Genomic DNA, 20597 nt, shown 5'->3' with positions numbered 1-20597 from the left:
ATTGCGCTTCTAGGCTGCCTTGGGGCAGCATGCCGGTACGAGGCAGCTTGCATCCCCCCGTTCCCACATGGACTCTGAGGCCTGCTCATGCGCATCATCAAGGCAACCCTGGAACACCTCGACCTGCTCACCCCGCTGTTCGTCACCTATCGCGAGTTCTACGGGCAACTGCCCTACCCCGATACCTCGCGCACCTTCCTCGAGAAGCGCCTGAAACGCGGCGAGTCGGTGATCTACCTGGCCCTGCCGGATGACGACGACCACAAGCTGCTGGGCTTCTGCCAGCTCTACCCGAGCTTCTCGTCGCTGTCGCTCAAGCGCGTGTGGATCCTCAACGACATCTACGTCGCCGAGGATTCCCGGCGCATGCTGGTGGCCGACCATCTGATGCGCGAAGCCAAGAAGATGGCGAAGGAAACCAACGCCGTACGCATGCGCGTGTCCACCAGCAGCAACAACGAGGTGGCGATGAAAACCTACGAGTCCATGGGCTTTCGCAAGGATACCGAGTTCGAGAACTACGTCCTGCCGATCAGCCAGGATTGACCAGCCGGGCTTCTGGCCTGTGGGGACGGCACCTGCCGTCCCGTAACCCGCCGCTACAAACTCCCCGGGCATCTTCCCGACTTCGCCGTATAATGCCCCATTCGTCATGTGTGAAAAGTTACCTATCCACCGGTGAACATGCCCACGCAAAATGACGTCGTCCGTCATCGCGCGCCCGTGGAAGCGGGTCAAGACAACAGGTGCTGTACATGGAATTCAACCCGCTGGACCTTATCCTGCATCTCGATGCCTACCTCGACCTGCTGGTGACCAACTATGGTCCCTGGATCTACGCCATTCTGTTCGCGGTGATCTTCTGCGAGACCGGCCTGGTGGTCATGCCCTTCCTGCCGGGCGATTCGCTGCTGTTCATCGCCGGCGCCGTGGCCGCGGGCGGTGGCATGGACCCGGTACTGCTCGCCGGCCTGCTGATGATCGCGGCGATCCTGGGCGACAGCACCAACTACGTGATCGGACGCACGGCCGGAGAACGGCTGTTCCGCAACCCGAACTCGAAGATTTTCCGCCGCGACTACCTGCAGCGCACCCACGAATTCTACGAACGCCACGGCGGCAAGACCGTCACCCTGGCGCGCTTCCTGCCGATCCTGCGCACCTTCGCGCCATTCGTCGCCGGCATCGCCCACATGCACTACCCGCGCTTCCTCGGCTTCAGCGTCGCCGGCACCCTGCTGTGGGTCGGCGGCCTGGTCACCCTGGGCTACTTCTTCGGCAACGTGCCCTTCATCAAGCAGCACCTGTCGCTGATGGTCGTGGCCATCATCGTCCTGTCGCTGGTGCCGATGATCCTCGGTTTGCTGCGTGGCCGGCTGGGCCGTACCGCCAAGGCCCACTGACCGTCCATGTGGTCGTTCAGCGCCTGGCGGCGCAAGCGCACCCTGGCGCGCTACCAGGTCGATCAAGCACTGTGGCAGGCGATCCGTGACCGTCTGCCCCTGCTCGACGGCATCAGCGACGAGGAAGACCGCTGGCTGCGCGAGGCCAGCGTGCTGTTTCTCTACGACAAGCACCTCACCACCCTGCCCGGCGTCGAGCTGGACGACGAGCAGCGTCTGTTCCTCGCGGCCCAGGCTCAGCTACCGCTGCTGCACCTGGGCGATCTGAACTGGTACCAGGGCTTTCACGAAATCATTCTCTACCCCGACGACTTCAAGAGCCCGCAGCGCCACCGCGACGCCAGTGGTGTCGAGCACGTGTGGGACGCCGAACACAGCGGCGAGGCCTGGCAGCAGGGCCCGGTGATCATGGCCTGGGCCGGCGTCGAGGCCAGCGGCGGCTGGGAAGCCTACAACCTGGTGATCCACGAGCTGGCGCACAAGCTCGACATGCTCAACGGCGACGCCAATGGCCTGCCGCCCCTGCACCCAGGCATGGACGTCAGTGCCTGGGCCGAGGCCATGCAACAGGCCTACGACGACCTCAACCGCCAGCTCGACGCCAACCCTGACCTGGAAACGGCCATCGACCCCTACGCAGCGGAAAACCCGGCCGAGTTCTTCGCCGTGACCAGTGAATACTTCTTCAGTGCCCCTGACTTGCTGCATGAAAGTTATCCACAGGTGTACCGGCAATTGTCGCTGTTCTACCGCCAGGACCCGCTGGCCCGCCTGACACGCCTGCAAGCCGAGCACCCGCAGTACCGCGACGCCTCCGTCTGATCTGCCCGCACATCAGGCCGACCGTGGCATGCGTTGGCGGAATGTGCCTATAATCGCCGCCACTTTTTTGGTCAATCACGGGGGCAAAGCCCAATGAGCTACAGCAAGATTCCTGCGGGCAAGGACCTGCCGAACGACATCTACGTCGCCATCGAGATCCCGGCCAACCACGCGCCGATCAAATACGAGATCGACAAGGACAGCGATACCCTGTTCGTCGATCGTTTCATGGCAACCCCGATGTTCTACCCAGCCAACTACGGCTTCATCCCCAACACCCTGGCCGACGACGGTGATCCGCTGGACGTGCTGGTCGTCACCCCGTACCCGGTCGCCCCAGGCTCGGTGATTCGCGCCCGTCCGGTCGGCGTGCTGAACATGACCGACGACGGCGGCGGCGACGCCAAGGTCATCGCCGTACCGCACGACAAGCTGTCGCAGCTGTACGTCGACGTGAAAGAGTACACCGACCTGCCGGCCCTGCTGATCCAGCAGATCGAGCACTTCTTCGCCAACTACAAGGATCTGGAGAAGGGCAAGTGGGTCAAGATCGAAGGTTGGGAAGGCGCTGACGCCGCCCGCGCCGCGATCACCAAGTCGGTTGCCGCCTACAAGGGCTGATGACCGCCTTGCCATGAAAAAGCCCGGCCATGTGTGCCGGGTTTTTTTATGCCTGTCAGATACAGACACCGTTTTCTTGCGGGGTCTTCAAATGCCTCATCCAGAAATAAGAGAAAAATCCCACATTCGCCTGCAAAAACGGCCGACAAAAACTCCAGATTCCCACCATCAGCATAAACACCCTGTTTATTCCCTCGCCTCGCGCCACAATCTAGACTCGCCGCCATGAACAATTCCGGTGACCGTCTCAAGACCCTTCTGCAGGAATGTGGCCTGACCGCTTCCGACTTCGCCGCCCAGCGCAAGGTCACGCCCCAGCACGTGAACAATTGGTTCAAACGGGGTATTCCCCTGGCGCGCCTGGACGAACTCGCCGACCTGTTCTGCGTCCATCGCCGCTGGCTGCGCAACGGCGAAGGCCCCAAGCACCCGAGCCCGATCCTGCGTCCTGGCCTGCCTCAACCCGAAACCACGCTACCCGGCCATGGCGGCAGGCAGATCTGCGTCGATTTCCACCGCCTGCTCGACGGCCTGCTCATACCGGATCCGGACCGCCACCTGCTGGTGTCGGCCCAGGCCTTGGAGACGCTCGGCATCCTTCCGGAAAACGCCATCTGCCTGGACATGCCGGACGCCAACATGGCCCCGCTGATCCCCATTGGCGCCGCCCTGGCCATCGACCGCAGCCTGACCCGCGTGGTCGACGGGCAGACCTACGCGCTGCTGCACGAGGGCCGGCTGCGGGTGCACAGCCTCAGCGTGGGGCAGAACGGCACGCTGTGCCTGCACAGCCACGACCGACGCAACTACGCCGTCGAGCGCTACACCCCGGCCCAGCGCCACGCCCAGGGCATGCAGGTATTGGGTTGGGTATTCTGGTGGTCGTGGTTCAGCCGTCAGCGGCCCGTATGACACACCCGGTGCCAATTTTCGCTGGGCATCCCTGGCGAGCCCTAGTATGCTACGCGGCACATTTAGCCGAGGGTCGGCACAAGCCGCATCCCAGAGCACCTGACGACGCCCCACACGGCCGTTTGTCATCTTTTTCAGGCCTCGATGGCCAACCTGTTAAGGCGGTTGCGGCTTACCAAAAATTAGCCAAGCCCGTCCCCGAGAGCCGGCCACAAGCCGGCTTTTTATTTGTCCGAAGAAATCCAATAGTACTCATCGGCCTTCCCCTCACAAATACTCCATAACCATCAGCAACTGTGTCTGATACCCCCCAACCGCTGGAGTCTGATCCCCCATCTTGATCGCCTTGGCTCCCAAACTAAGCTGCAGATTTCCACCGGAAACGGTGAACGCCAACACTTCGTTGAGCCGCAAAGCAGATGTCGGCGAGGCCGAAGTCAGGTCACGCAGCCGCAGACGCAAACCCAGTCCATTGAGGGTGGTCTTGAGCGTGGCGTCGTCGTATGCCGCATCAGCCGGCACCAGGCGCAGATTCACCCGAGTATCGTCGGCGCAGCGAAACGCCAGCGGCACGTCGGTCCAAGGAGATGAGCCAGCCGTCAGTTCGTTGCGGCTTATCGCTGGCAACGAAACGCTCTGGCTCTGCGGGAACAGTGTGGTGCACAAAGGCCGTACCAACGCGCCGGTAACTTGCAGCTCACTCGCTGCGTCGGCGCGGACCAGGCTTGCCTGGCACATCAACACAGGCAGGCACAGTGCAATGATCCCCCTCATCCCAGCCCCCGTCGATTTACAGATAAACAATATTCACGACCGCCGAGGCCGAAAAGGCTCCCTCAGTCAGCGCGCCCTGCGCAACCAGCCTGGCCGACATACCAAGATCGACTGCCCCCGATACATTGCTCACCGTCCGCGCCACCCCGCGCACATTGATGGCGGTGTTGTTGTCCTTGCGCAGCAGCTGGTAGCCGAGGTTCGCTCGACCGGCAGATGCGATGGTGTCGGTCAGCGCGCTCGAAGCCGTAATTGCGATCGTGAACGATGAGTTAGCTGGACAGGTGAGCGCCAGGGGCAGATCGATTGCCGGCGCTGCGGCCACTTTGTCGTATTCGATACTGCCAAAATTGGCGGTGAGGGTTCTGGCGCTGGTCAAGGTGCACGGCGGTCGCGTGAGAGTGCCACTCACGTTGATGGTCACCGACTCGGTAGCGGCGTTAGCTGATGCGCTCATTACAAGGGCAGCCGCAGCACAAAAAAATGGAATTCTCATGGTTCAGCTCCGGAAGATCAGGGGTACGTTAGCGTTAGGGTGTACTGGCTGGAAAAATTGCCTGTTGGCGGAGCGCCCGCATTATTCAACCTCGGCTGAAAGCGCAAACTCAGGTTGTTAGTGCCCGCTGCCAGCGCGATGCTTCGCGCGCTGCCAAGTGCGACCGGGCTGTTCGTGTCAGCCCAGGTGCTGGCCATGGACAAGCCGGACAAGGTGGTCGCGGAAAGTCCTTGTGCCGCGTTCACGACAGCTTGCGTGGGTGTGAGGGTTGCACGAATGGTCGATGCTGACTGGCAGTTGACAGCGATGTTCGCTACCTGACTGGCGCTTGCAGTTTCAGCGTTCGACAGCGTACCGAAGTACACGTTGGAAGGTGCGGTGGAGTTCAACCTGCAGGCCGGGTTTGCCACGGTGTATTGCACCAACCCGGAATAAACCCACTCCGACCAATTCTCGTAGCCGCCAATGGAAGTGATTGCGTAGTTGAACAGCAGAAAGTAGGGCCCAGGCCTGTCCACCGCCCTCGTGTAGATAGTGGTCGAAATCGTGAATCGCGTGCCGACAGGCAGCGCGGTGCAGCCGTTAGGCATGCAAGTCGTACCGGTAGTTCCAAGCCCCCCCCGACTGACTTGCTGACCGTTGGCCATGACCACAAATGTGCCAAGGGGTGCACCGTTCGAATATTGCGCGGTGTAAGTGATGTTGGCACCGACGGGGAAGCGCCGAGTGATGTTGCAATCAAGGCTCACGGGAATCGTGAATATATCGCCCGGAGCCAAGGTGCCTCTGTCCATTTGCAAAGGCGTGCTGGCGCAGGTCAAGTTGTTGCCGACGAACGCTTGCGCAGCGGGGTGGAACAGCACCGCCATGATCATGATGAGTGCTGTCCAGCACGTCTGGGCCATGTTCGGGCGAGGGGTTGAGGTAAGAAGCTTCATATCAAGAATCCTTAGGAGCTCATCGGTGAACGCGCGCAGGTGATCGCTATCTGCTCGATGCCTTCGCCCTTGAGCGCGAAGTGTTCGAGATCCAAAGGCGCTTGACACCAAGGTTTGCCGTCCACCTCGACGATCAATTGCGATACATCCGGCACCCCCGTGAGGTATACCCGGCCGCTGTCGGCAATCATGGCGCTACTGAGCAAATGGCCGGCCTGGTCACTGAGAGTGGCCTGGGCCGCAAACGGCGCTTCCTCACCGTCTGGTGTCACCAGCCTGACCAACAGACGTCGACCGTTACGGGTTTCGAAAGCCGCCTTGATGAAGGCGCCGCGTGTAGGCGAGACTTCTTGGACCAGATCACTGATGTCAGTGGTGTCAGACAAGGTGTCGGTGTTGAGCGACACTTTGTTAGCCCGATAAGGCTGAGCTGACGGCACGATGGTATAGCCGGACTGATTGGTGCGGATGCCGCTGCGCGACTTAACGCCAACGCCAGCGGCGCCCGGCGTAGAGACGATGATGTTGGTCTCGCCCAATGGCTGGGTGAACATGACAGTATCGCTGGTGGCGACCAGGCCACCTTCGACGCCATAGTCGAATTGCGTGCTTTGCCGATCAGAGCTGTAGGCACCGTGCCAAACGGCATTGGCGGCGTTGTAGCGCGCGGCCAGCGAATGTCCCGTCAAGCGGTCACCCTGGGTATCGCGCTGCTCCAGGCCCAGGTTGTAGGTCAATGCGTTGTCGGCAAGCAGCGAGTCGCTCAAATTGAGGTTGCTGTTGGCGTTGCCAGCATTGTCGCGGCTGGCTCCCGCACTTACCCTGCGACTCGACCCTGGACCGCCGAGCGGCAGGCTGACCCCTATCGATACACTGTTCTGGGTTTGCCCTGCCCCGCGCGCTTGGGCCAGGCTCAGGGTATAGGCTGCACTGCCGACGCTGAAGTTATAGCCCAATTGAAGCGAGGTGGTACTGCGTGTCTGGTTCCAGAACTGGGTCTTGCTAAGGTTGGCAAACATTCCGCCATACGCGCCGAACTGCTGCGAAATATTGGCGGAGAACGCACTTTTCATATGCCCGGAAAAGTACTCGGAAGCTAACAACGCGCTGTCGAGCAAGTGTTCGTCATCAATCACTGCGGTCGCAGGCGATTTGGCACGCAAGTTGACCGCCTCGTTGAAACTGTAATAGCCCGCTGTGGAATAACGGTAGCCAACCAGACTGAAATTGGTGTCGGTCGCCTCTACGGACTTCGAGTAGCGAAAGCGATACGACTGGCCAGAACTGCTGCGCGCATCGATACCACGCGTCGCTGCCTGAGTCACGTCAAGAGAAATTGCGCCAAAGCCTGCGATGTCCTGCGCGATGCCGAACAGCGCGGAACGATAATCAGCGCTCAAGATGCTGCCGGCCAGCAGCGTCGTGCCGCTGGCCACGCCGCGGCGGTAGCTAAGCTGGGCGAAGGTCGGTTTTGGCAGGCCGGACGTCGAGTTGGCGGAACGATACTGGCCCACGGTGAATTCATAGCTCTGCTGCCCTTCGCGCAGCATGTAAGGCACCGACGAGAACGATTGAACGTAGACCTGACGATCGCCATTGGGCCCCTCCACGGTCACTTCGATGTCACCATTATTGGGTGTGGAATACAGGTTTTTCAGCGCAAACGGGCCAGACGGCACCCACTGCTCGCTAATGACATAACCACGTTGACGCAGCGTCACCAACGAGCGACCGTTGGCGATCCCGCGGATCACTGGGGCGAAGTTACGCGCATCATCCGGCAGCATGTCCAAGTCCGTCGCGACACTGACGCCGCGATAGGAAATCGCATCGAACAAGTCACTGCTGGTCGCACCCTCGCCAACGGTCGCAATGGCCATACTGTCGCCGAGCGCATGCTGGACATAGGTATCCACCGACTTCCACTGGCCTGCCGTGCCTGTACTTTTCTGGTACGTAGAGAAATTACGCAGACGCCATGCACCGGCATTGATCCCACTGCGCAGGCTGCCGAATTCTGCTTGCCGGCGGCTGTTGTCGTTGCGGTTATCGCTGCCGGTGAACGTGTAGTTGGCGAACGCCACAGACTCACCGTCCGACCAACGCCGACGCCGCAACTCGAAGGGCACTTCGCCAATGAACGCTTGAGGGACTTGCAACTGCAACTGCTGTTTGCCGAAGTTGTAGTCATACGTCACGCCAGCCAAGCTGCCGGAAAACGCTATACACCCATGTTCGTAACTTTCGGCGCTCGCAAGACGGTCAGTATCGACGCCCAACTCCTGCAACGCAGCCAGGGTAAAGCAAGGGTACAACGCGGTGATGCTCGCCGGCTGGTCTGCCGGCGTGCGGATGAACTGAACATCCCGCACATCCAGCGCCTTGCCGTTCAAGCTGAGCGACACCTGGTAGATTCCGGGCAATTGGCCTTGACTGAGCGCACCAACTTGCGCAACCACAGCCTCACCGCCGCGTCCTCCGCCGATTTCCAGAAAGCTGGGATCGAAATCAATGGCAGCCAGCGCACTGGATGGACCAGCGCAAACGAAAACCAAGGATAGACAGGCAGCCGGGGTGTGACGCAGCCGCTGACTCATGCGCCCCGTTGCCATGGCGTATCCCTCATGCAAGCAAATGAATTAATTGACCAGGGTCTTTACCGGTGCTTCGACTGCGCTGCCGTACTCATTGATGTAAGTAAGGTTAATCGTGTCGCCTGCGCGTACAGGGAGGTCAACGATCCTACTTTCGCCTGGCTTGATGAGTTCGAGCAGCCCTTTACGCTCGATGCCATTGACCACCAGCTTGCTGACGACCACGTGGTAGCCAGACGGGTTTTGAATATGCAGACGGCCCTGTCCAGCTGAAGCTTTTAGCCCTGCCACAGCGTCAACTAAATTGCCTTGCAACCCCTCAGGGCGATAAAACAGTTTGATACTGGTTTTAACGGCAATCTGCAGCACGTTCTGATGGGCCGGATCGGTGGACTTTGCGGGAATAGCTTTTACATTGACCGTAAACAAACTTTCTTTATCGCTGGCGAAGACACTTTTATCGATGGCCATAATCCGCAGCATGTTCTGACTACCGGGATCGAGGCGGAACAATGGAGGCGTAATCAGAAAGGCATCGCTGCTGCTCTCACTGCCACCGTACTCACTGACCCAGGACTGGATCAGATAAGGAATATTGTCTTCAGCGGAGTTGGTTACTGACAGGCTCGCTTCCTTTTGCTTGGCCTGATAGACGACCCGCGTGGCGCCTACATTGACACCCGCATGCGCCAGCACGCTGCTAAGGCTAAGTACCAGGGCGAACAACCCTGCGAGTTTCGATTTCATCTGATGTCACACCCTTGGCCCAGGATCCACGCTGCACGTGGACCCTGGTGATTCAGCGTAATTAGCGATAAGTGATGTCGAAGCTGGCAATGGCATTGACGCGACCGGTGCCAATACCACGCGCAGTGACGGCACCGTCGGTGTCTACCGTGTCGGCTACCAGGCGCACGTAAGAGGCAGTGAAGTCGAAGGTGTTGCTGGCTGGGCGCAGGCTGTAGGCAGCGCTTTCAGTGTTGAGCGGCAGCTTGGCACCGGTGCGGGCATCGGCGATCTGAATACCCACGCCTGCAACCTGATTGCTGCCGACCATGCCCAATACCGTCGCATCGCTGGCGGCTTGCTGACCGCTGAACTTCACGGTTGCGTTACGCAGAGTCGGCCCGCTGCAGTTCTCCAGCGAAATGCTGAAAGGTGTACCGCCATTGGCAGCCAGGGCACCGACGGTATTTGGGAAGTCTGCGATACGCACTTGACCCATATCGACAGACTGAGTAGCACTTTGAGTATTGATTGTGCACGCGTTGTCATTGACCACGCCTGTGAACTCGATTTGACCATCGGCCGCTTGCGCAGCGGTGAGCATGAAAGAAGTTACCAGGGCAGCGCAGGACAATGCGGAGTATTTGATTGAACGAACAGACATGACAGGCCTCGCTTTATAAGTGATAGGTCCCTGGCAACGCATACTGTCAGCAGGGGATTGAACTATCGCTTAGCTCACCCGTGATCAACATAAGACGAATCTCAAAAGCCAATCTGCCCAGCACAGGCCAACTAATAGAGGCAGAGGCGCCATTCAGCAAATAGGTTTCCACGGAAAAATAGTTGGCCTTCAGGCATTAGGAAACCCCAAGCGAAGTTTCTGACCAACCGGAAATGGGCGGCATGGGCATGCAGAAAAGCCCGATGTTCAGGTGCTGATTTTATTGGATGACCAATGCAACGCTTTGGTTATCTGCCCCTGGTGCACAGCCCCCCACACCACGAAATGATTGCCAGCGTACCTGCGACGAGCCGCAATCTGCCAGATCGCGGGTCGCCCTTCATGCGCCGGCCGTTTCTCCACGCCGGTATGACCCGCTTCGGCACAGATAAAACTTTCCTAGCCATGCAACAGGTGGCGGGCGCCGCTACATCGGCCACATTCGCCGCGGCACCATGCCCGGGCAGTTGATCAGAGTGCTATTTCAGCCCCGCTAAGGGGGTCTGTACTGACTTGATGGAAAAATCCTCGCGGCAGGGAATCGTGCATGCCGGACCATTCGTCGGGTGAAAGGATTCAGCTCTCACCCTATTTGGCCGCCAGCCGATAAGCCGATTAGTCACTCAAAATTGGAATGCAAACATGAAAGGATTTTTCGTTGCTGCGGTGCTCTGCTCTTTGCCCCTATTGAGCCAGGCCGAAGATAGGACGCCGCTGCATGGCACTGTGCGCTTCACTGGAGCGGTGGTGACTGGACTCTGCAATGTCACCACGTACAGCCAAGGCAGGGTGTGGGAATCATGTGCGCAGGATGCGACGTTTTCGACCTTGACGGTTCAAGCCGCTGCGAGCACACCGCCCCTGCACATCAGCATCCAGCCATTGCCGCAGCCCTCAACCAAGATGGATCAGGAGTATGTACTGATCAACGCCACGGGCAGCGCGGTCAAACAAGGCCGCTATGTGATTACCCAGAAAGTGCTTTGAAGCATGCCTAAGCATCCCCCCATGCTCAGCAGCCGCTGACCAAGGCTTGCCGACTAGAGATTGAGATCCGTCCTATTCAGGACACGGCAGCCGCGCACTAGGCTGGCGCCGATGAGACCTGACCACCTGATCCCGACGCTCCACTCCTCGCTCTCGACGCCGCAGGCGGCGCGCAAGCTCCTGTGCCTGTTCGCCTTCAGCCTTGTAGCGGGAGTGTTCATCGGTGCTTACAGCTACCTTCGTGTAACGCTGAATCAGGAGATATCGTCCCGCCGCAGCTACATGAACGAAGCGATCTTTGATGCTCAGGGTTTCTTCGTCAGCCGCCAGACGCTGCTCAAAGGGTTGGGGTTGTCTACGGTCAGGCAACCCACGCTTGCCGCCGCCGAAACCAACAATGTGCCGGAAGAGGAGATTCATATCATCCTCGGCCAGGACCATGAAATCTGGAGCCTATGGCTGACCCGGCGGATGCTCGATTACCTGCGGACCAACGAGGTCAACCTGATCTATGTGCCGCAAACGCCAGGCGCAGAGGTGCAACGCCTGTTCACCGCCGCCACCCATGCTGAGAGCATGCCCTCGCGGGTGCTTGAGCGCGTGCGATCGGCCAACGATATCCAGGCGTCTCAAGATGAACTCTGGCTGACCGATCCCGGCCGACTGGATTCACCGCTGTATATCTTCATCAGAATGGACGAACGCAAGGCCACCTCAGGCTGGCTGGGGCTTGAGGTCGATGGCCCAAACCTGATCAAAGCCCTGCAGCACGAGCAGGCTGGTGACTTCAAGTTGCTGGATGCCAATGGTCAACTGATTCTGAGCAACGCCCCGCTCCCGCCTGCAAGCACGCAACGGGCTGATAACCTCCCGACGTCCACCAGCTTCGGCTGGGAGGGCGGGTTCTGGTTGCCGGAAAGGCTGACTATCCGCAAACATCTGGACTATTCCAACTGGCAAATCATCTACAGCATACAACTGAAATCCTTGCTTCCCAGCTTGGCAATACCGCTTGCGGCGGCGCTTCTTATTTGCCTTCTGGCCACGGTGTTCATGCTCTGGTGCGTCAAGCGGATCAACCAGCGGTTGATCGTGCCGGCCGCCGCGCGTATTGACGCCCTGATAGAAAGCGAGGCGTTCTGCAGCGCAGTGATTCACGTCGCCCCTGTGGCCTTGTGCGTGCTGCGCCGCAGCGATGGCGCGGTGGTGCTGGAAAATCAACTATCGACACAGTGGCTGGGGATGGGCGATGAGCGAACGCGGCTATGCCATCAATGGATTGACCGCGCTTTTGGTTCCGAAGCAGAGCGAAGCAGCACCGACGAACTACAGATGGCGGACGGTCGACATCTGTTCCTGAGCTATGCTCCAACGCGCTATCAGCGCGAAGATGTACTGATCTGTGCATTCAGTGACATCACCGAACGCAAAACCACCGAAATGGCCTTGCAGCAGGCTCGCACCCTGGCCGACGCAGCCAATGAAGCCAAGACGCTGTTCCTGGCAACGATGAGCCACGAAATCCGCACCCCGTTGTATGGCGTGCTGGCAACGCTCGAACTGCTTTCCCGGACTCAGCTGGACACACAGCAGCGCGGCTACCTCACCGCGATCGAAGGCTCCTCGGCATCCTTGCTGCAATTGATCTGCGATGTGTTGGATGTGTCGAAGATCGAAGCCGGCCAGTTGGCACTGGAGCTCACGACTTTTGCGCCGCTGGAGCTGACTCAGGACGTAATCCAGAACTATACCGGCGCGGCCCAGAGCAAAGGCCTGCAGCTGTTCGCCTGTATTGATCCGCGACTGCCCGAGCACGTGCTGGGGGACGTCACCCGGATTCGTCAGATTCTCGGCAACCTGCTGAGCAACGCAGTCAAATTCACCGAGACCGGACGCATTGTGGTGCGCCTGCTGCTGATGTCCCGCGAGGGCGAACGGGCCATGTTGCAGTGGCAGGTAGTCGATACCGGCAAGGGCATTCCTACGCAGGATCAACAACAGCTGTTCGAGCCGTTCTTTCAAAGCAGCCCGACCGCCAATGTGGTCGCTGGCACCGGCCTGGGCCTGTCCATCTGCAAGCGCCTGGTGCACTTGATGAATGGCTCGCTCAGGGTGTTCAGCGAACCGGGCCTGGGCAGCAGCTTCACGTTCACCCTGCCGCTCGAGCAGGTCTCAGCGCATACGCAGTACGCCTGGGCTCAGCCACTGGTCAGTGAGCGCATCTATGTCCACTCGCAGGTGCAGGAACTGGCTGAGCACACTGCGGGCTGGCTGCGCCGCTGGGGGGCACGGGCACAGCTGACAGGCCAGGATACGAGTCAACTGGATACTGGCGCGACGCTGGTCGAGCTGTGTCCAGGTCAGGCCAGTACCACCCTCAAAGATGACTGGAATGGTAATCGGGTCGTGGTGGCGCAGGATGCACACGGCATTGTCCAGGTCGACGAGCGCACCTGGCGCGTGGGGCTGAACAACCTTCAGGCACTCAATCGTGCCGTCGGCCAAGCGTTGGGCATAGAACTGCAAGACGAGCCGATGAAGCCTGTCACGGTTCAGAAAGGCCGGCTGAATCTGCACCTGCTGGTGGCAGAAGACAACATGATCAATCAGCTCATTCTGCGCGACCAACTCGAGGAACTAGGCTGCACCGTGGTGCTGGCGCGCGACGGTGTCGAGGCCCTGGCGCTGTGGCAAGACGCCGACTTCGACATCGTCCTGACCGATGTCAACATGCCGCGCATGAACGGCTATCAACTCACCGGGGAGCTGCGCGCAAGGGGCTGCAGCGTACCGATCATCGGTGCTACTGCCAACGCCATGCTGGATGAGGCAGAGCGTTGCCTGGGGGCAGGCATGGCACACCTGCTTGTCAAACCCTTCACGCTGCACGCCTTGTACCAGTGCTTGCAGCCTTACCAGAGAAGCGTGTCGTGAACGTGTATCGCGTGCTAATAGTCGAGGACCATCCGTTTCAACACCAGTACCTGACGACTGTCTTCCAGGCGGCAGGCGGCTTTGAGGTGGAACTGGCCTGGGATGGCGCCACTGCACTGCAGCGCCTGGCAAGTAGCCGATATGACTTGCTGCTGACTGACCTGATGATGCCGCATATGGACGGTGTGCAACTGATACAGCAACTGGCGCAACTGCATCGTCCCCCTGCCCTGGCATTGATGACCGCAGCATCGCGACGCATGCTGGTTGGCTCCGGCCAGGTCGCCAAGAATCTTGGGCTGCGCGTCGCCGGCCTGATCTCCAAGCCGGTCCGAGAGGCTGAAGTTGTCGGTTTGCGCGAACGACTCGATGACCTCACCGAACAGGCCCGAGCATTCAGCAGCAGACCGCGAGGCTGCCGTTCGCGCAGCACCTTGGCCAAGGCCCTCGAGAACGGTGAAATCCAAGCGTGGTTCCAGCCGAAGATGTCGCTGCATGACGGAAGCATCGTCGGTGCCGAGGCGCTCGCGCGCTGGGTACATCCTGCCGAAGGTTTGCTTATGCCCGGCGCTTTTCTCGATGAGATCGAAAACGCCGAACTGGAAATCGAGCTGCTCACCTGCATGCTGGGTCAAACCCTTGGCGCCCAGGCACAGTGGGAGCGCATGGGCCATCCGCTGCCTGTATCGATCAATCTGCCGACCCACCTGCTCGATCATGCCGACCTGGTCGACCGCTTGCTGGCCCAGGTACGGATCAACCAGGCCGACCCCCGCCAGATCACCTTCGAGCTCACCGAGACCTCTACCACCCAACTGTCCAGCAGCTACTACGCCGGTGCATGTCGCTTGCGGCTGATGGGGTTCGGCCTCGCTCAGGACGACTTCGGCAGGGGGTACAGCTCGTACTTCAATCTGGTGTCGACGCCGTTCACGGAGCTCAAGATCGACCGCTCGCTGGTATCAGGCTGCGGCGAAAACGACGGCTTGGCGTCAGCCTTGCTCAGCATCACCGAACTGGGACGCAAGCTTGGCCTCATCACGGTCGCCGAGGGTGCAGAAACCCAAGCCGAATTGGCAGTGCTTCGCCGAATCAAGTGTGACCACGTGCAGGGTTTTATCATCTCTCCAGCAGTCGCGCGAGATGACTTGGCCAATTTATTAAGGGAAGATGGCCCACGGCCAGCACTAATTTGAAACCTCATGGTCAAACGATTCAGCTCAGGGAAGTGCTGACTGTTCAAGGACGATAGACGCTATTTGCGCACCTTTAGCGTCGGTCTATTTTCTTCCTTTAGCCGAGCCCTACCCCCATGAAACACGCGAGCCTACACCTGGACGCCCTGGCGCTGAGTTCCCAACGCCTGAACAAAGCTCTGTTGCTGATGACAGGCTTGCTGATTCTTCTGTCCAGCACCTGCTACTGGGCGGTGTCGCGGCTGCTGGAGGCCGAACAACAGCGCGTCGAATTTCATTTCGCTCGGGTCGTGGAAATCATCCACGAGCACGAGTCGTTTATGCGAAATGTAGCGACCGGCTACCGTTACAGCAGCTCGCCGCCCCTGCACTCGGTACAGTCCGTTTCAGTGATCCAGACTCAGCCTATTGGTGATCAGGTGTTGCTCAAGGCCAAAGGTTTCGACCTTTCGTTGCCGTTCTCCCTGGCCCATGGCCCAGGCTATAGCAAAGAAGACGAAGGCCGAGCGCTGGCCTTGGGCGTGCAGATGACCGACTACTTTGGCGGGTTCTGGGCCAGTTCATTCTATTCTTCACCACAACTGTTCATTCTCAGCCCGGCCGGCGAAGCCAGCCTGGCAATTCCCGCCGCAGATGCACCTCGCCAGCATCTGCCGCTGCTGCAAGAGCAATACAGCTCTGTCATCAACCGTCTGCAGCAGATCCTGCCCTCACAGACCCTGCTGAACGATCATCGTGTGCGCTGGATGCGCGCGCCCTCGCAGCTGTACCAGAAGCACCGCAGCATTGTCGCGATGATCGGCCTGGACGCTGCCAGTGCCCTGCTTCCTGCCGGCAAAGCGAATGGCCTGCTGGTCCTAGCCGCCGCCGTCGATACCGCCCAGGTCGATGAGTTCGAGCGGGTGCTGCAATTGCCGGTGTACAACCAGTTCACCCTGATCTCGCCTGAGGACGACGTAGTGCTCGGCGCTCTGGAGCCAGGCACCACTGCTCCTTTGGGGCTGAGCTTCAATCAGCAGGGGCTGCGTTTCAAGTTGATATCGAACTCCGGGGAGCGCTGGACCGGCCTTTATGCAATCAGCTATCAGGACTTTCTGCGCTATGCCAAATGGCCGTTGATGGGGCTGATGCTGACGTTTATTGCGGCGATTCTGGTCGGCCTGTGGATCAACCGCTGGTACCAGACCCGTATCGTCATACCAGCTCAAAAGGCGCAAGAACGCCTGTTCGAGAACGAGTCATTCAACCGCCTGATGCTGCACAACGCACCCGTTGGGTTGTGTGTTCTGCGTCGCAGTGACCGCAAGCTGCTGCTGGAAAACCAGCGCGCTGCGCAGTTGGCTGCCACCCCAGCCGTCCTCCAATTGCTGGAAAGCCATGATGGCGATCAGGCGCCCGGGGAGACCTGCCTGCTGGTCGACGGTCGCTATGTTCAGGTCGTGGTCGTGGCCGCCCGCTACGAGGGCCAGGACGTGTTCCTGTGTGGCTGCAATGACATCACACGGCATGTAGACGAGACCTTGATGCTGAACCAGGCACACCGCCGCGCCACTGCCGCCAACGAAGCCAAGACCGTGTTCCTGGCGACCATGAGTCACGAAATCCGCACGCCGCTTTATGGCGTGCTGGGCAATCTGGAACTGCTCTCGCTGACTGATATGACCGAGCGTCAACGCCACTACCTGGAAGTCATCCAGGGCTCGTCAACAGTGCTGTTCCAACTGATCAGCAACGTACTGGACGTATCCAAGATCGAATCGGGCCAGATGCCGGTTGAGGAGGCGCCGTTTGACCCCGCTCAACTGGTGGAGGATGCAGTGGTTGCCTTCAGCGCAACCGCACGCAACAAAGGCCTGGATATCGAAGCGGAGATAGATCCGCAGATCCCCAAGCAGATCCTGGGTGATGCCGGGCGGCTGCGGCAGATAATGCACAACCTGTTGGGCAACGCCATCAAGTTTACCGACTCGGGCCGTGTTCGCCTGCGTCTGACTGTGCAATCGCGCAACGCCGACTGCGTCTCGCTGCAATGGCAGGTCACCGATACCGGCGTCGGCATCAGGGAGCAAGCGATTGAGCAACTGTTCAAACCGTTCTATCAGGTCGCGCCCGGCCAGGATGGCAATGGTGCAGGGTTGGGTCTGTCGATCTGCAAAAAGTTGAGCGAACTCATGGGCGGGAGCATGCGGGTTGTGAGCGAGCCCGGGCTGGGCAGCAGCTTCTCTCTGCTGATCACCCTGCCTATCGTTCACACTGCGCCACCGCCACCGCCGACCTCACTGCTGCCTACATGCCTGGATGAGCCCTGCCTGAACGTGCGCGTACTGGTTGCAGAGGACAATCCGGTCAGCCAAGCGGTGCTGCGCGAGCAGCTCGAAGCGCTGGGTGCCCACCCGACGGTTGCCAACGACGGTCAACACGCGCTGAAACTGTGGCATACCCAGACATTCGACCTGGTCATCACCGACATCAACATGCCACGTCTCAACGGTTATGAGCTGGCGCAAGCCCTGCGCGTGCAGGGCGTGGATGTACCGATCATCGGCGTTACCGCCAACGCCCTACGTGAAGAAGGCGAGCATTGCCTGGCCATGGGCATGAGCGCCTGGGTGGTCAAGCCGCTGAGCCTGGGCATGCTCCGCCAAGCCCTGATGTCGCACTGCCGTAAAGCCAATAGCCTGCAGTTGCAGCCTTTGGCGCCGTCGGCAAAGGACGATCAGGAAGGCTGGATCGAGCTGTCGCCTGCCATGCGCGAGCTGATGGCTCAGACGCTGGTGGCGGACATTTCTCAGATCGAGCAAGGGCTTCAGGCGTCAGATGCACTTGTCGTGCGTCAACGCCTGCACAGCATGAGTGGAGCTCTGGCCAGTGTGCACGCACAGGCACTCCACCACCTCTGCCAGCAACTGGAAGAAGCGTTGCATGCGGGTCCGCTCGACGCGCCGCTGATCGTACAGATCAGAGCCCTCTGCGCCCGCCTCGCGGCATTGGCGCAATCTTTGGGCGAGCAAACTCAATGATGCCTACCATCTACTGCAAGAGATTCCACCAATGTCTCAATTGAAGATCGTCATCGCCGATGACCATCCCATAGTGCTACTCGGCGTGCGCGAAATCATCCAGCGCGATGGGCGCTACACCGTAGTAGGCGAGGCGGTCAGCTCCAGTGAGTTGATCGAGCAGCTACGCAAGCACAACCCGCAGCTGCTTATCACCGACTTCAACATGCCCGGCGATGCCACCTATGGCGATGGCCTGAAGTTGATCGAGTACGTGCTGCGCAATTTCCCACAGACGCAGGTCCTGGTGCTGACGATGATTTCCAACAGCCTGATCCTGTCACGCCTGCAGGAACTGGGGGTTGTCGGCGTGATCCAGAAAAACCACCTGCATCAAGAGATCGAGAAGGCGTTGACCGCTCTGAGTTCGCAGCGTCGCTACACCAGCCCTAAACCCGAGGCGCGCTCGGTGCTGGTCCGCCCCGGCCAGGTAGAGGATCGCTTTCAAAGTCTCTCGCCTCGTGAAATGGAGGTGCTGCGCCTGTTCGTGACTGGCTTGTCGGTGAGTGACATTGCGCGGCAACTGTGCCGCAGCAACAAGACGGTGAGTGCACAAAAAGTGTCGGCCATGCGCAAGCTGGAGATCGACAGTGATCAAGAGCTGATGGCCTACTGCATAGAAACTCGTCAGTTTTCCTGACAACGCCCAGTAAGCGGGCTTCTTACCTGACGGCCGACACATGACACCTAGAACAGCGCAGGCAATGGTCTTTGCGGTACGCCGCAATAACGCAATAGCGCTGAGCGAGAACCTTCAGAGATAATCGATGATCGGCTGCACATGGGCTGATAGCGTCCAAATGCAGGAGATTGATCACTTACCATGACAACCCGCACTGCCCGAGTTAGCCGCACGCCTGATTCTGCGACAGTGAAGCTCAAGGCGTCATACAGTCGCATATCCAGGACCGCAGGGCCTTGATCGAGATCGTGCAAGCGCAGCCCCAACCCTTAAAAGGATAGCGCTCAAGGTCACGCTGTCGCCTGCCGGGACACGGTCAATGAAACGCAGATTGACTTGCGTATTCTCGACATATCGAACTCCAACTTCAGCCCACAGCGGCGTTGCGGCCTTGAGCACGCTCAAACTGACTGGCGGTAGCGCAGCCGATTAAGTGATCGGGAACAGGGCGGCGCACAGGGAAACAGCCGAATCAGGATCAATAGCAAGATCGTGGGGGCGGGCTTGCCCGCGAGAAGAACACCGCGGTCCAAGCCACTCGGCTAGCAATCAACCAGCACCTGGGCAATCCGCTCCAGCCCCCAGTCCAACTCATCGCGGCTGATGCACAGCGGCGGCGCGATGCGCAGCACGGTCTCGTGGGTTTCCTTGGCCAGCACGCCCAGCGCCATCAGCGCCTCGCAGTATGGCCGCGCCGGGCGGTCCAGCTCGATCCCGACCCACAGCCCACGGCCACGAATATCACGCACGAACGGCACCGCCATCTCACGCAGGCGCTGTTGCAGGTAGGCGCCGAGCTCGGCACTGTTCTGCGCCAGTTGCTCGTCTTGCAGCACGCGCAGCGCCTCCAGGCCCACCGCTGCCGCCAGCGGGTTGCCGCCAAAGGTCGAACCATGGCTGCCGGCATCGAACAGGTCCATCAGCGCATGGTCGGCGATAAACGCCGAGACCGGCAGGATCCCGCCGCCCAGCGCCTTGCCGACGATCAGGCCATCCGGGCGAATGCCCTCGTGCTCGAAAGCGAAGGTCTTGCCGGTACGCCCAAGGCCCGACTGGATCTCGTCAAGAATCAGCAGGGTGTTGGTGGCGTCGCACAGCTCGCGCAACTGACGCAGGAAGTCCTGTGGCGGCACGCGAATGCCGGCCTCGCCCTGGATCGGCTCGATCAGCACGGCGCAGGTATTCGGGCCGATGGCGGCACGGAAGCTGTCGATATCGCCGAAGGTCGCAGTGTCAAAACCGTCGCTGAACGGGCCGAAGCCATCCTTGTACTGCGGCTCGGTGGAGAACCCGACGATGGTAGTGGTGCGACCATGGAAGTTGTCGGTGGCGGTGACGATACGCGCCTTGTCACGGGCGATGCCCTTGACCCGATAACCCCAGCGACGCGCGGCCTTGATCGCGGTCTCCCCGACCCACCTCTCCTGACTGCTGGCTTGGAAACTTTCCACGAGTCCGGCAACCCGCCTGTGGACATGTTCCGCATCCTGCCCGGCATCCCCGCCGAACACGCCTACGACGAAGTGATGAACCTGCTCGCCTGCATCCGCCACCTGCTGCACGAAGGGTTGATGGAGCAGGACAACCGGCTGCTGACCGCCGCCGACTACCTGAGCGCCTTTGCCAAAGCACTGATGACGGATGTCGAGCGCGGCAGGCTGCACTGAACTGTCTTGCTCAAAACCCAAAGACCGGCCTAATCCCTGTAGGAGCGGGCTTGTCCCGCGAT

The 20597-nt window shown here is 59.9% G+C and carries 18 protein-coding genes and 1 pseudogene; 11 read left to right on the top strand and 8 right to left on the bottom strand.

What is annotated here, in order from left to right; translation table 11 throughout:
• The first annotated feature begins 87 nt into the window (after positions 1-87).
• The 5 genes from HU729_RS12975 to HU729_RS12955 all read left to right on the top strand — a co-directional run bounded on the left by HU729_RS12975 (position 88) and on the right by HU729_RS12955 (position 3758).
• Positions 88-546 carry a GNAT family N-acetyltransferase gene (locus HU729_RS12975; RefSeq protein ID WP_186669225.1) on the top strand — a complete coding sequence of 153 codons (459 nt, stop codon included), beginning with the start codon at positions 88-90 and terminating at the stop codon, positions 544-546.
• Positions 547-755: 209 nt separating this feature from the next.
• Positions 756-1403 (top strand): DedA family protein, encoded by a 648-nt coding sequence (locus HU729_RS12970; RefSeq protein WP_186669223.1) that lies wholly within the window; start codon positions 756-758, stop codon positions 1401-1403.
• Between the two features lie 6 nt (positions 1404-1409).
• Positions 1410-2225, top strand: coding sequence for a M90 family metallopeptidase (locus HU729_RS12965; protein WP_186669220.1), 816 nt, complete (start codon positions 1410-1412; stop codon positions 2223-2225).
• A 93-nt stretch (positions 2226-2318) separates the two neighbouring features.
• Positions 2319-2846 carry an inorganic diphosphatase gene (gene ppa, locus HU729_RS12960; protein ID WP_003255365.1) on the top strand — a complete coding sequence of 176 codons (528 nt, stop codon included), beginning with the start codon at positions 2319-2321 and terminating at the stop codon, positions 2844-2846.
• A gap of 225 nt (positions 2847-3071) precedes the next feature.
• Positions 3072-3758, top strand: a complete 687-nt coding sequence (locus HU729_RS12955) for a S24 family peptidase (RefSeq protein ID WP_186669218.1) — start codon at positions 3072-3074, stop codon at positions 3756-3758.
• Between the two features lie 267 nt (positions 3759-4025).
• Here HU729_RS12955 and HU729_RS12950 read toward each other — a convergent pair whose 3' ends face one another.
• The 7 genes and pseudogenes from HU729_RS12950 to HU729_RS12920 all read right to left on the bottom strand — a co-directional run.
• Positions 4026-4532 (bottom strand): fimbrial protein, encoded by a 507-nt coding sequence (locus HU729_RS12950; protein ID WP_186669216.1) that lies wholly within the window; start codon positions 4530-4532, stop codon positions 4026-4028.
• 16 nt (positions 4533-4548) lie between these two features.
• Positions 4549-5028: a spore coat protein U domain-containing protein gene (locus HU729_RS12945; protein ID WP_186710326.1), complete on the bottom strand. Its 480-nt coding sequence runs from the start codon at positions 5026-5028 to the stop codon at positions 4549-4551.
• A 17-nt stretch (positions 5029-5045) separates the two neighbouring features.
• Positions 5046-5966, bottom strand: a complete 921-nt coding sequence (locus HU729_RS12940) for a fimbrial protein (protein ID WP_186710324.1) — start codon at positions 5964-5966, stop codon at positions 5046-5048.
• 11 nt (positions 5967-5977) lie between these two features.
• The gene (locus HU729_RS12935) at positions 5978-8563 is read right to left on the bottom strand and encodes a fimbria/pilus outer membrane usher protein (RefSeq protein WP_238348369.1); all 2586 of its coding nucleotides are present in this window, start codon (positions 8561-8563) and stop codon (positions 5978-5980) included.
• 42 nt (positions 8564-8605) lie between these two features.
• Positions 8606-9307, bottom strand: coding sequence for a molecular chaperone (locus HU729_RS12930; protein WP_186669211.1), 702 nt, complete (start codon positions 9305-9307; stop codon positions 8606-8608).
• A gap of 61 nt (positions 9308-9368) precedes the next feature.
• Positions 9369-9950, bottom strand: a complete 582-nt coding sequence (locus HU729_RS12925) for a fimbrial protein (RefSeq protein WP_186669210.1) — start codon at positions 9948-9950, stop codon at positions 9369-9371.
• A 363-nt stretch (positions 9951-10313) separates the two neighbouring features.
• A pseudogene (locus HU729_RS12920) lies at positions 10314-10424 on the bottom strand (IS5/IS1182 family transposase); the annotation flags it as partial.
• Between the two features lie 228 nt (positions 10425-10652).
• On the opposite strand from HU729_RS12920, the gene HU729_RS12915 reads away from it, so the two are divergent.
• The 5 genes from HU729_RS12915 (at position 10653) to HU729_RS12895 (ending at position 18826) form a co-directional block, all read left to right on the top strand.
• Positions 10653-10997, top strand: coding sequence for a hypothetical protein (locus HU729_RS12915; protein ID WP_186710320.1), 345 nt, complete (start codon positions 10653-10655; stop codon positions 10995-10997).
• A 111-nt stretch (positions 10998-11108) separates the two neighbouring features.
• Positions 11109-13931, top strand: coding sequence for an ATP-binding protein (locus HU729_RS12910; protein WP_186710319.1), 2823 nt, complete (start codon positions 11109-11111; stop codon positions 13929-13931).
• Positions 13928-15127, top strand: a complete 1200-nt coding sequence (locus HU729_RS12905) for an EAL domain-containing response regulator (RefSeq protein WP_186669205.1) — start codon at positions 13928-13930, stop codon at positions 15125-15127. Before HU729_RS12910 ends, HU729_RS12905 begins: the two co-directional genes overlap by 4 nt.
• A gap of 116 nt (positions 15128-15243) precedes the next feature.
• A complete protein-coding gene (locus HU729_RS12900) occupies positions 15244-18147 on the top strand; it encodes an ATP-binding protein (RefSeq protein ID WP_186710318.1) in 2904 nt (967 codons plus the stop codon).
• A gap of 31 nt (positions 18148-18178) precedes the next feature.
• Positions 18179-18826, top strand: a complete 648-nt coding sequence (locus HU729_RS12895) for a response regulator (RefSeq protein ID WP_186669201.1) — start codon at positions 18179-18181, stop codon at positions 18824-18826.
• 584 nt (positions 18827-19410) lie between these two features.
• Here HU729_RS12895 and HU729_RS12890 read toward each other — a convergent pair.
• Complete coding sequence (locus HU729_RS12890; protein WP_346655300.1) at positions 19411-20379, bottom strand: aminotransferase class III-fold pyridoxal phosphate-dependent enzyme; 969 nt, start codon at positions 20377-20379, stop codon at positions 19411-19413.
• On the opposite strand from HU729_RS12890, the gene HU729_RS25845 reads away from it, so the two are divergent.
• Positions 20344-20535, top strand: coding sequence for a DUF3077 domain-containing protein (locus HU729_RS25845; RefSeq protein ID WP_238348367.1), 192 nt, complete (start codon positions 20344-20346; stop codon positions 20533-20535). The two genes, HU729_RS12890 and HU729_RS25845, sit on opposite strands and share 36 nt — an antisense overlap.
• Positions 20536-20597: the final 62 nt, after the last annotated feature.

The organism is Pseudomonas sp. RW10S2 (genome assembly GCF_014268985.1).
GTDB classification, from domain to species: domain Bacteria; phylum Pseudomonadota; class Gammaproteobacteria; order Pseudomonadales; family Pseudomonadaceae; genus Aquipseudomonas; species Aquipseudomonas wayambapalatensis.
Note: the sequence above shows the minus strand (reverse complement) of the source record. Positions and strands in the feature narration are given on the sequence as shown.

Excerpts from the sequence above, each read along its gene's own strand:
- HU729_RS12975 (WP_186669225.1), top strand. The coding sequence starts at position 88 with ATGCGCATCATCAAGGCAACCCTGGAACACCTCGACCTGCTCACCCCG.
- HU729_RS12935 (WP_238348369.1), bottom strand. The coding sequence starts at position 8,563 with ATGAGTCAGCGGCTGCGTCACACCCCGGCTGCCTGTCTATCCTTGGTT.
- HU729_RS12915 (WP_186710320.1), top strand. The coding sequence starts at position 10,653 with ATGAAAGGATTTTTCGTTGCTGCGGTGCTCTGCTCTTTGCCCCTATTG.
- HU729_RS12940 (WP_186710324.1), bottom strand. The coding sequence starts at position 5,966 with ATGAAGCTTCTTACCTCAACCCCTCGCCCGAACATGGCCCAGACGTGC.
- HU729_RS12970 (WP_186669223.1), top strand. The coding sequence starts at position 756 with ATGGAATTCAACCCGCTGGACCTTATCCTGCATCTCGATGCCTACCTC.
- HU729_RS12945 (WP_186710326.1), bottom strand. The coding sequence starts at position 5,028 with ATGAGAATTCCATTTTTTTGTGCTGCGGCTGCCCTTGTAATGAGCGCA.
- HU729_RS12900 (WP_186710318.1), top strand. The coding sequence starts at position 15,244 with ATGAAACACGCGAGCCTACACCTGGACGCCCTGGCGCTGAGTTCCCAA.
- ppa (WP_003255365.1), top strand. The coding sequence starts at position 2,319 with ATGAGCTACAGCAAGATTCCTGCGGGCAAGGACCTGCCGAACGACATC.
- HU729_RS25845 (WP_238348367.1), top strand. The coding sequence starts at position 20,344 with ATGTTCCGCATCCTGCCCGGCATCCCCGCCGAACACGCCTACGACGAA.
- HU729_RS12930 (WP_186669211.1), bottom strand. The coding sequence starts at position 9,307 with ATGAAATCGAAACTCGCAGGGTTGTTCGCCCTGGTACTTAGCCTTAGC.
- HU729_RS12965 (WP_186669220.1), top strand. The coding sequence starts at position 1,410 with ATGTGGTCGTTCAGCGCCTGGCGGCGCAAGCGCACCCTGGCGCGCTAC.
- HU729_RS12950 (WP_186669216.1), bottom strand. The coding sequence starts at position 4,532 with ATGAGGGGGATCATTGCACTGTGCCTGCCTGTGTTGATGTGCCAGGCA.
- HU729_RS12895 (WP_186669201.1), top strand. The coding sequence starts at position 18,179 with ATGTCTCAATTGAAGATCGTCATCGCCGATGACCATCCCATAGTGCTA.
- HU729_RS12955 (WP_186669218.1), top strand. The coding sequence starts at position 3,072 with ATGAACAATTCCGGTGACCGTCTCAAGACCCTTCTGCAGGAATGTGGC.
- HU729_RS12925 (WP_186669210.1), bottom strand. The coding sequence starts at position 9,950 with ATGTCTGTTCGTTCAATCAAATACTCCGCATTGTCCTGCGCTGCCCTG.
- HU729_RS12910 (WP_186710319.1), top strand. The coding sequence starts at position 11,109 with ATGAGACCTGACCACCTGATCCCGACGCTCCACTCCTCGCTCTCGACG.